This window comes from Longimicrobium sp., assembly GCF_036387355.1.
Classification (GTDB): Bacteria; Gemmatimonadota; Gemmatimonadetes; order Longimicrobiales; family Longimicrobiaceae; genus Longimicrobium.
The window spans coordinates 1-8765 of sequence record NZ_DASVTX010000147.1; the positions used below are offsets into that span (position 1 = coordinate 1).

The window sequence follows — 8765 nt, forward strand, 5'->3', positions numbered from 1 at the left end:
CCCCCGCCCCGAACCACCGTTCCTATTCCCTATTCCCTATTCCCTATTCCCTGCTTTTCCCCGTCCGGTCAGAACCACGAACGATCGTCCGTTGCATTCATGGAAGGGCGGCGGGCGAGCCGTGGAACACCCGCCACCGCGCGAACGTAGGACCATCAGGACCGTCCGCGTTCCCGGCCGCCGCCCTTGCGACCACCGTCAACCGCTGTCCGCCGTTCTACGCAGAGGTGCCGCATGTTCAACGTACTCGCCGGGGAAAAGAAGCGCCGGGTCCTGAGCCCCGCCACGGTGGTCGCTTCCGTGGCCGCCCACGTCCTGCTGGTGGGGGGCGTCATGTTCGCCTCGTCCGGCCCCGACACGCCGCCGGCTCCGCACGACGAGCCGGCCATCAAGTGGACCGAGCTGCCGCCGGAGCCGCCCCGGATCGTGGAGCCGGCGCCGCCGCCTCCTCCGGTGGAAACGCCCGCGCCGGATGACGCCATCCCGCCCACGACGGGGGAGAACGTGGTGCTGCACCCGCCGGTGGAGCCGCCGCCGTTCATTCCGCCCGTGAACCCCAACCAGACGGCCATCACGCCCGACATGATGCCGGGTACGGGGGCGGATGCCGACGTGATCGGGCCGCCCATGGGGCCGGACGTGCCGGTCACGGGCAACCACAACCCGCCCGCCGCGCGGCCGCTGGAAGACATGGTGGTGAGCGTGGACATGGTGGAGGAGCGGCCGGTGCTGGACCGCGGCGGGCTGGGCCGCGCACTGGAGCGCAACTACCCCACGCTGCTGCGCGACGCGGGCGTGTCGGGGCGGGTGGTGCTGGAGGTCGTCGTGGACGAGAGCGGCCGCGTGCGGCCCAACTCGGCGCGCGTCATCGAGGCGTCGCACCCGCAGTTCGGCGAGGCGTCCATCCGCGCCGCGGAACGCTTCCGCTTCCGCCCGGCCAAGATCGGCGGCGTGGCCGTCCCCGTGCGCGTCACCGTCCCCATCGTCTGGTCGCTCGCCAACTGACGGCGGTGCGCGGACGAACAATCACGGCGGGCCCCGGACATCTCCGGGGCCCGCCGCTTTTCATCCCTCGACAGACCGTTGGACGGCCACGGGCTGGTCGCCCGGGTTCGCACGGTCGCGGCGCGCGTCGCTCCAGGTGCGCAGCAGCGTGGCGCCCAGGATCAGCGCGCCGGCGGCAAGTGCCCACGCGCCCGGCGTTTCGCCCTGCGTGAGCCACGCCCATACCGGGTTCAGCGCCGGCTCCAGCAGCAGCAGCACCGAGGCCTCCAGCGCCGGCACGTGGCGGATCCCGGCCGTCAGCAGCAGGTACGCCGCGCCGATCTGAAACACGCCCAGGTAGCCCACCGCGGCCCAGTCGCCCGGGGTGGAGTGCGCCACCGGGAGCGCCATGGGCAGGCAGGCCAGAAAGGCGATCAGGTTGCCGGCCACCACCGTGGGCACCGCGCTGCCGTCGCCGCCCGCCCGGTTCCCCATCCACCGCAGTCCCACCAGCGTGAGCGCCCAGGTGAGCCCGCTGAGCAGCGCGAGCAGGTTGCCGCGGGCGGGGTCCGGCGCGGTGGCCGCGGGCGCCTCCGCGCCCACGAAGAAGAGCGCCATCCCCAGCGCCACGGGCGTCATGAACGCCAGGTCGCGGCCGCGCACCCGTTCGCGCAGCAGCAGCGGCCCCAGCGCCAGCATGTACAGCGGCGCCGTGGATTGCAGAAAGATGGCGTTGGCCGACGTAGTGAGCTTGTTCGCGGTGACGAAAAGGATGAGCGTGGAGGCGTACGAGATCCCCACGGGAACCACGTGCCACGTCCATCCGCGCCGCGCGGCGGGGACGAGCAGCACGATCGCGAGCGCGGCGATGATGGAGCGGAACCCCGCCACCTGCCACGACGAGAGCGTGGTGGACTTGATGGCGGCGCCCCCGGTGCTGAAGAGCAGCGCGGCGCCCAGAAGCTGCAGGCGGTGCGTGGTGGATGGCGACACGGCCGGGGCGTCGGGAGGGCAAAGGCGTTGCGAGCGCCCAAGGTGCGTCGCGGCCCGCGCGGGGGCAAGCGGGCACGCAGTCTGCGGACGGGTGCCGCTCCCGTGAGAACCGTGGACAAACTTTTTGCAGACGAGGAAGCCAGGATGGGAGACCAGGGGAGCGGACCGCACCAGTCGACGCCCGCGCCGACGGACAAGAAGCTCGACGAGCTGTACGGGCTGATCGAAGGAATCGAGGTGGCGATGTTCACCACGCGGCGCGCGGACGGCCACCTGGTGTCGCGCCCCATGCAGGTGCAGGGCAAGGGGAGCGGCGCGGACCTGTGGTTCGTCACCAACGGCGAGGACCACAAGATGGACGAGCTGGAATTCGACCAGCACGTGAACGTGTCGTTCTACCGGGACCGCACGCGCGAGTGGGTGTCGGTGAGCGGCACGGCGCGGGTGGTGACGGACCGGGCCAAGGTGCGCGAGCTGTACAAGCCCGACTGGCGGGCGTGGTTCGCCGACGAGGGCGGCGAGCGCGACGGCACCCCGAGCGATCCGCGCATCACGCTGCTGGGCGTGGACGCGGAAACGGTGGTGTACATGGTGAGCAACACGCCGCGGCCGGTGGTGCTGTACGAGGTGGTCAAGGGCATCATCACGGGCACGCAGCCCGACGTGGGCGAAACGCACGTCGTGACCGGCAGCGAACTGCACGGCCGCTGAGGACGAGTGGTCATGCAGGCGGGAGTCGCGAGACGCGGGGGGCTTGCACTTTCGTACTCTCGTACCCTCGTACTTTCGCACTCAGTTCCGGGCGTGCCCCTCCGCTGCGCTCCGGGTCGGGCTTCGCGCGCCGTAAGGCACGATACAGCTGTGCCTAACGGCGCCGAGCCCCCTGCGTTGCGGGGCAACGGTACTGCTGTTGCCCCTCCACTCCGGCCTCTCGGCCCTCCGGGCGCGAATCCCTCACGCAACCACGACACAAACGGCCCCGGCGATCCAGTCGCCGGGGCCGTACTGATGCGCAGACCCTGCTTTTCGTGGACAACTCACCAGGTTCGCGGTTTGTGGATAGGTCCGTCACGGTCCGCGAGTGTCGCTGGAAGCTGGCATTTCCTCAGCGCGGCTGCACGGACTGGCTTCAGAAAACTTGCTACCTGACGCAACTGCACAGACTGTCTTGATCGGGGATTCTCGGCGTGCGGATTTACCACACCCACGACGAGCCCCAGGTCGCGAGTGACGAGGTCGATCGGTGTGACCAGATCGGAGTCGTTCGTGATTACGACAGCCACGTCGAAGCGGTCGAGATGCGCGTCATGCAGTAGATGCGAAGCGAGGTTCACGTCCGAGCCTTTCTCCTCGTCCCGTAGCACACGCGCGAACTCCGTCCGTCCGTTTCGTGTGATCACGTCGCCGGTCGCTGAGGCGAGTGGAAGTGTATGGACGTGGGAGAGGTAATGGCCGTAGTACGTTTCCACCTCGGGCAGCGTAGCCAGCGCGCGCAGATAGGTGCGCTGTCGGGCCGCCGCCTGCGGATTGGAACCGCGGACCGCTACACGTGCGGTGAAGTACTTGACGCGCTCCACGCTGTTCTTGGGCAGGAGCAGGCGAGAAAACGCCGCGATGTCAAGCCAGCGGTACTGGGTGCCCTTAAGCGACCCATAGAAAAGATTGAACCCGTCGATGTAGACCCACGTTCGACGGGCGTCGGCGGTGGTGCTCAAGGCAGGGCTGCGGGTTCAGGGAAAAAGCAGAGGCCGCCCGAAGGCGGCCTCGCGGCCGGTCACCGAAGTGAGCCGGCGGGGTTTGAATTTCTGACCGCAATATACGCGGTCCGATCGCGCTTGTCAACGAAAAAGTGACGAAGCAGAACACCTTTTCAGTTTGCGACACCGGCCGGACAGGTCTGTTGTCAGTCGGCCTTCTTCCCTGCAGTTGCCGGCGGTCTCCGCTTCACCGCCTGCCGCCGACGGCGGTCAGGCGATGCGCCTGTCAACGCGGGCGCGGACGACCTGGAACGTTTCCTGGTACTGCGGCCCGCCATCGTCGGCCAGTTCCAGCCGGACGGTGAGCCCCAGCTTCATCGCCGCGCGGATGGCCTCGTTGAGAGCCTTCGTCTGCTCCACCACCGCGTCGGCGGCCTGCCGCATGCGTGCATCTTCCGCTGCCGATCCGTCCATCGCGCACCCTCCCGTCGTGAGTCAAGGAACCCACCCGAAGCGCAGAGACCGCACCAGATCAGGCGCGGCGCTTCAAGTGCTCGTGGGTGAGAACGATGGGATCGGGCGGAGTCGACGCGAGCAGGTGCATGAGGTCCGTCTGGTGCGTATCGTCGCGCGGAACGTCGTGGCAGCCGCGGCAGCGGGCCTCGTAGGCCTCGTGGCCGCCAACCTGAATGGTGGGCCCCTCGTACGGCGCGGGCTCCCCGTTCACCAGGCGCTGGTTGCGCGTGGCGGGGTTGCCGCACACCACGCAGATGGCGTGCAGCTTGTCCACCGTTTCCGCCACGGTAAGCACCAGCGGCATGGGGCCGAACGGTTCGCCGCGAAAGTCCATGTCGATGCCGGCGGCGATCACGCGCACGCCTCGGTCCGCCAGCGCGCTCATTACGTCCACGATGCCGGCATCCAGGAACTGCACCTCGTCGATGGCCACCACCTGCGTGCCCGGCACCACCTTTTCCGCCACCTCGGCGGATGAGCGCACGGGGACGGCTTCCACGTCGCTCCCCGCGTGGCTGCTGATGGTGCGCACGCCGGCGTACCGGTCGTCCAGCGCGGATTTGAAGACCTGCACGCGGCGCTTGGCGATGAGCGCCCGGCGCACGCGCCGGATCAGCTCTTCGCTCTTGCCGCTGAACATCACCCCGGTGATGACCTCGATCCAGCCGTGGCCGTCGCCGTGGTACAGCGCGATGTCTCTCAAGGGATTGCTGCCTGGGGACTTGCGAGTGCGGAGGCCCGCCGTGGGGGCGCCGTGCGCGGCGCGGGCGGGGGCAACGTAGCCCGCCGCCCGCCCGCACACAAGCCGCCTCAGCGGGGCTTGTTGCGCCGCTCAAAAACGACTTCGTCCGCCACGATCATGTAGCGGATGATGCGGTCGTACGCGTCGGGAAAGGCCTCGGCGCGGTCGCGGAAGCGGTCGTTGCTCACGATGCTGCTGTCCAGCTCGCGCGCAAAGCTCAGGATGAAGTAGTCGGCGTCCGTGCCGGAGGGCGCCTGGTGCACCTTTCCCTCCTCGATGCGCTTTTCGTACTCGTCGCGCTCGTCGATCTGGTGGCGCAGCGCGGCGTCGGCCACCACGATGGGCTCGTACCCCTCCTCCATCAGCTTGCGGACCACGAGCACGATGTTCTTGAAGCGGGGCGCCGGACCCTCGCTGAAGTGCGCCACGTTGCTCGCGTCCACCAGCGCCTTCTGCCGCACCCCGTCCCGCAGCCCCGGCTGGCCGTCGCGCTCGTCGCCCCGCGCGTCGCCCTGGTCTGCGTCCTGCCCGATCACCCTGGGATATTCCGCCATGTGTCGCCCGTCCTTCGGTGGCTGTGCGGCGGCTGCGTGATCCGCCTTGCCCCGCACGATGAGCACAGGCGGTGCCAGATGCCCCTCGCCCGCCCGGTCACCCCGGCCGGAGCGGCGCTGGATCAGTTTCTGCGGGCGGCGGGCGCGCGTCCCGCCGGCCGGCGGGGCTCCAGACCCAGACGCCGCACTCATGAGTGTTCGTACCCTCGCTGCGGCCGCGCTGGCCGCGGCGGTTTCGTCCGGCGCGCGGGCCCAGGCGCCGGACAGCGCGCGCGTGCGCCTGGACACCGTAACCGTGCAGGCGCTCGGCACGCCGCTCCCGGCGCTCCGGGCGCCCTTTCCCGTCAGCGTGGTGCGCGGCGCCGAGATCCGGCAGGGGCGCGCGGGGCTGGCGCTGAGCGACGCGCTGTCCGCCATCCCCGGCGTGCAGGTGGACAACCGGTTCAACTACGCGGTCGGGGAGCGGATCAGCATCCGCGGCTTCGGGGCGCGGGCGCAGTTCGGCGTACGCGGCGTGCGGGTGCTGGTGGATGGCATCCCCGCCACGCTGCCGGACGGGCAGACCACGCTGAACCACGTGGACCCCGCCGCGCTGGAACGCGCGGAGGTCATCCGCGGCCCGGCGAGCGCGCTGTACGGGAACGCATCCGGCGGCGTGATCCGGCTGACGAGCATTCCCGCGCCCGACGCCCCGCTCGCCACCGAGCACCGCGTCGTCGGCGGGAGCGACGGACTGCTGCGGGTGGAGAGCAGCGCGGGCGGCCGTTCCGGATCCGCCACCTACCGTGCGTGGGCCTCGCGGCTGCGGTACGCAGGCTACCGCGCCCACGCGGACGCGGACAACCTGCTCGGCGGCGGATCGCTGGGCTGGGCGCGCGGCCCGGACGAACTGGGCGCGACGGTAAACCTGGTGCGCTACGAGGCGCGCAATCCCGGCTCGCTTTCCGACTCGCTGCTGCGGCTGGACCGGTCGCAGGCGTTCGCCCGCAACGTGGAGCAGCGCACGGGCGAGCAGGGGCGGCAGGCGCAGCTCGGGCTTTCATGGCGCCGGGCGGTCGGGTACGGCGCGCTGGAGCTGACGGCGTACGGCGTGGGGCGGTCGCTGGACAATCCCATCCCCACGAGCGTCATCGACCTGCGCCGCCGCGTTGTCGGTGCGCGCGCGGCGTGGACGGGCGGGGCCGGGGCGCTGCGGTGGACGGCGGGGGCGGAGGGCGCGCGGCAGGCGGACCAGCGCCGCACCTTTGCCAACCGGGCGGGGGAGCGCGGCGCCGTGACGCTGGACCAGCGCGAGCGCGTCGGCTTCGGCAGCGCCTTTGCGCAGGGGACGGCCGGGGTGGGACGGCTGCAGCTGCTGGGCGCGCTGCGCTACGACCGCTTCCGCTTTTCGGTCGACGACCGGCTGGTCGCCGCGGGAAACCCGGACGACTCCGGCGCGCGGACCCTGTCCGCGCTCAGCCCCGCGCTGGGCATCTCCTTCGCCCTCCTGCGCGATGTATCCGTTTACGCCAACGTGGCGACGGCGTTCGAGACGCCGACCACGACGGAACTGGCCAACCGCCCCAGCGGCGCGGGCGGCTTCAACCCGGACCTCGATGCGCAGCGCACCACGTCGTTCGAGGCCGGCGGCAAGGCGCGGCTGGCGGACGGCGTGTGGGCGGAAGCCGCCGCGTACCACGCCCGGGTGCGCGAGGCGCTGATCCCGTTCGAGGTGGAGGGCGCGCCGGGCCGCGTCTTCTTTCGCAACGCCGGGCGCGCGCGGCACCGGGGGGTGGAAACGAGCCTGATCGCCTCCCCGCGGCCGGGGTGGACGGCCCGCGCGTCGTACACCTGGACGGACGCGCGCTTCGGCCGCTACGTGGTGGGCGAGACGGACCGCGCCGGCACGCGCGTTCCCGGCATCGCGCCGCACCGGGTGGAGCTGTCGCTGCTGGCCTCGCCCGCGCGCGGCCCGTTTCTGGGCATCGACGCCCGCCACGTATCCGCCACGCCGGTGGCGGACGCCGACCGGGAGGGGCGCCTGTCATCTCCCGCGTACTCGCTGGTGGACGTGCGCGCCGGGTGGGAGGGCGCGGCGCGCGGGCGATTGTCGCCGTTCATCGCCATCACCAACCTGCTGGACCGCGAGTACAACGCCTCGGTGGTGGTGAACGCGTTCGGCGGGCGATATTACGAGCCCGGCCCCGGGCGCGCGCTGGTCACCGGCCTGCGCCTGTCGTTCCGCCGCTGACGGCGGACGGGCAGGGGACGATCACGGACCGATACCGACGCAAAAGATCAGCTCCGGGCGCACCTCCGCGCCGGGAGACGAAACACAATGGGCACAGGATCGGGCGGATGAAGCGCGCCCCCAAGACGACCCCCCAGGACGTTCTGCAGATGGCGGACGAGGCCTACGAGAAGCTGGACGCCGCCGTGCGCGCGTCTCACGACCTGGAGCCCACCGAGCGGGCCGCCTTTCGCGAGCGGCTGTACCCGCTGCGCATGCGCATGCGCGACGAACTGCACAGCCTCAAGGGCGAGATCGCGGCCGCCGGGGCGCGCCGCCCCCAGCCGCGCGGCACCGGCGTTCGCGGCTCCGAAGGCTGGTAGGCCCGCCCCTGGCGGCACCCTTCGAATGACAGATGGCGGCCCCCTTGCGCGCAAGCCGATGCGGCGGGGCGGTTTGGGGCAAAGGTGGAATCCGGGGTGCGCGCGGCGTGCCGCGGCGGGCATGCGAAATGCCTTCCCTGCGCCGGGCCGGGAGCGCCGCAAGGCCCTGCCCGGCACGTACATACGTCGCGCTCAGGCGGCCGCTGGGGTGCTGGTTGCGCGCACGGAGTGACGCGGGAGGCAGGCATGCGCTCCACAATCGCCCGAGGGCTGCTGGTGACGCTCGTTCTCGCATCTCCGCTGGCGTGCGCGCCCGCGGGCCCGGCCGCCGACCTGAGCCAGGAGGCGCCCGCGCCGCGGCGCGAGGCCGGGTGGGTGCGCTTTCTGAACGACGGCTCCTCCGACGTGACGCTGTACTTCGTGGCGGACGGCGTGGGGTACCGGCTGGGAAACGTGGCGCGGATGGAGAACGCCCGGTTCCGGCTTCCTCATCCGCACGTTCGCTGGTACCGCGTGCTGCTGGTGGCGCAGAGCCCCGGGCACACGCCCACCGCCAGCATCGCCACCGTGTGGGAGCCGGGGCAGAACCTGGCCGCGCGCATGAGCCGCAACTACACGGAGCAGAACCTGGACGTGTGGATCTCGCGCTGACGCACGCCGTCCGCACCGCGGGGCCGCCTCTTTCGG

General features: G+C 71.2%; 9 protein-coding genes and 1 pseudogene. 5 read left to right on the forward strand and 5 right to left on the reverse strand.

Annotated elements, in window-relative coordinates; genetic code table 11:
* The first annotated feature begins 234 nt into the window (after nucleotides 1–234).
* Nucleotides 235–1005 (forward strand): TonB family protein, encoded by a 771-nt coding sequence (locus tag VF665_RS06780; protein WP_331052653.1) that lies wholly within the window; start codon nucleotides 235–237, stop codon nucleotides 1003–1005.
* Between the two features lie 60 nt (nucleotides 1006–1065).
* Here the strand turns inward: VF665_RS06780 and VF665_RS06785 are convergent, their stop codons facing one another.
* A complete protein-coding gene (locus VF665_RS06785) occupies nucleotides 1066–1977 on the reverse strand; it encodes a DMT family transporter (protein WP_331052654.1) in 912 nt (303 codons plus the stop codon).
* Nucleotides 1978–2088: 111 nt separating this feature from the next.
* On the opposite strand from VF665_RS06785, the gene VF665_RS06790 reads away from it, so the two are divergent.
* Complete coding sequence (locus VF665_RS06790; RefSeq protein WP_331052655.1) at nucleotides 2089–2688, forward strand: pyridoxamine 5'-phosphate oxidase family protein; 600 nt, start codon at nucleotides 2089–2091, stop codon at nucleotides 2686–2688.
* Nucleotides 2689–3014: 326 nt separating this feature from the next.
* Here VF665_RS06790 and VF665_RS06795 read toward each other — a convergent pair whose 3' ends face one another.
* The 4 genes and pseudogenes from VF665_RS06795 to VF665_RS06810 form a co-directional block, all read right to left on the reverse strand.
* Nucleotides 3015–3692: an NYN domain-containing protein gene (locus VF665_RS06795; protein ID WP_331052656.1), complete on the reverse strand. Its 678-nt coding sequence runs from the start codon at nucleotides 3690–3692 to the stop codon at nucleotides 3015–3017.
* A gap of 252 nt (nucleotides 3693–3944) precedes the next feature.
* Nucleotides 3945–4148: a hypothetical protein gene (locus VF665_RS06800; protein WP_331052657.1), complete on the reverse strand. Its 204-nt coding sequence runs from the start codon at nucleotides 4146–4148 to the stop codon at nucleotides 3945–3947.
* A gap of 154 nt (nucleotides 4149–4302) precedes the next feature.
* A pseudogene (locus tag VF665_RS06805) lies at nucleotides 4303–4878 on the reverse strand (thymidine kinase); the annotation flags it as partial.
* 122 nt (nucleotides 4879–5000) lie between these two features.
* Nucleotides 5001–5486 carry an NYN domain-containing protein gene (locus VF665_RS06810; RefSeq protein ID WP_331052659.1) on the reverse strand — a complete coding sequence of 162 codons (486 nt, stop codon included), beginning with the start codon at nucleotides 5484–5486 and terminating at the stop codon, nucleotides 5001–5003.
* A gap of 190 nt (nucleotides 5487–5676) precedes the next feature.
* On the opposite strand from VF665_RS06810, the gene VF665_RS06815 reads away from it, so the two are divergent.
* From VF665_RS06815 to VF665_RS06825, 3 genes are all read left to right on the forward strand, one after another.
* Nucleotides 5677–7716, forward strand: a complete 2040-nt coding sequence (locus tag VF665_RS06815) for a TonB-dependent receptor (RefSeq protein ID WP_331052660.1) — start codon at nucleotides 5677–5679, stop codon at nucleotides 7714–7716.
* 107 nt (nucleotides 7717–7823) lie between these two features.
* The gene (locus VF665_RS06820; RefSeq protein WP_331052661.1) at nucleotides 7824–8078 is read left to right on the forward strand and encodes a hypothetical protein; all 255 of its coding nucleotides are present in this window, start codon (nucleotides 7824–7826) and stop codon (nucleotides 8076–8078) included.
* Between the two features lie 246 nt (nucleotides 8079–8324).
* Complete coding sequence (locus VF665_RS06825) at nucleotides 8325–8729, forward strand: hypothetical protein (protein WP_331052662.1); 405 nt, start codon at nucleotides 8325–8327, stop codon at nucleotides 8727–8729.
* Nucleotides 8730–8765 lie beyond the last annotated feature (36 nt).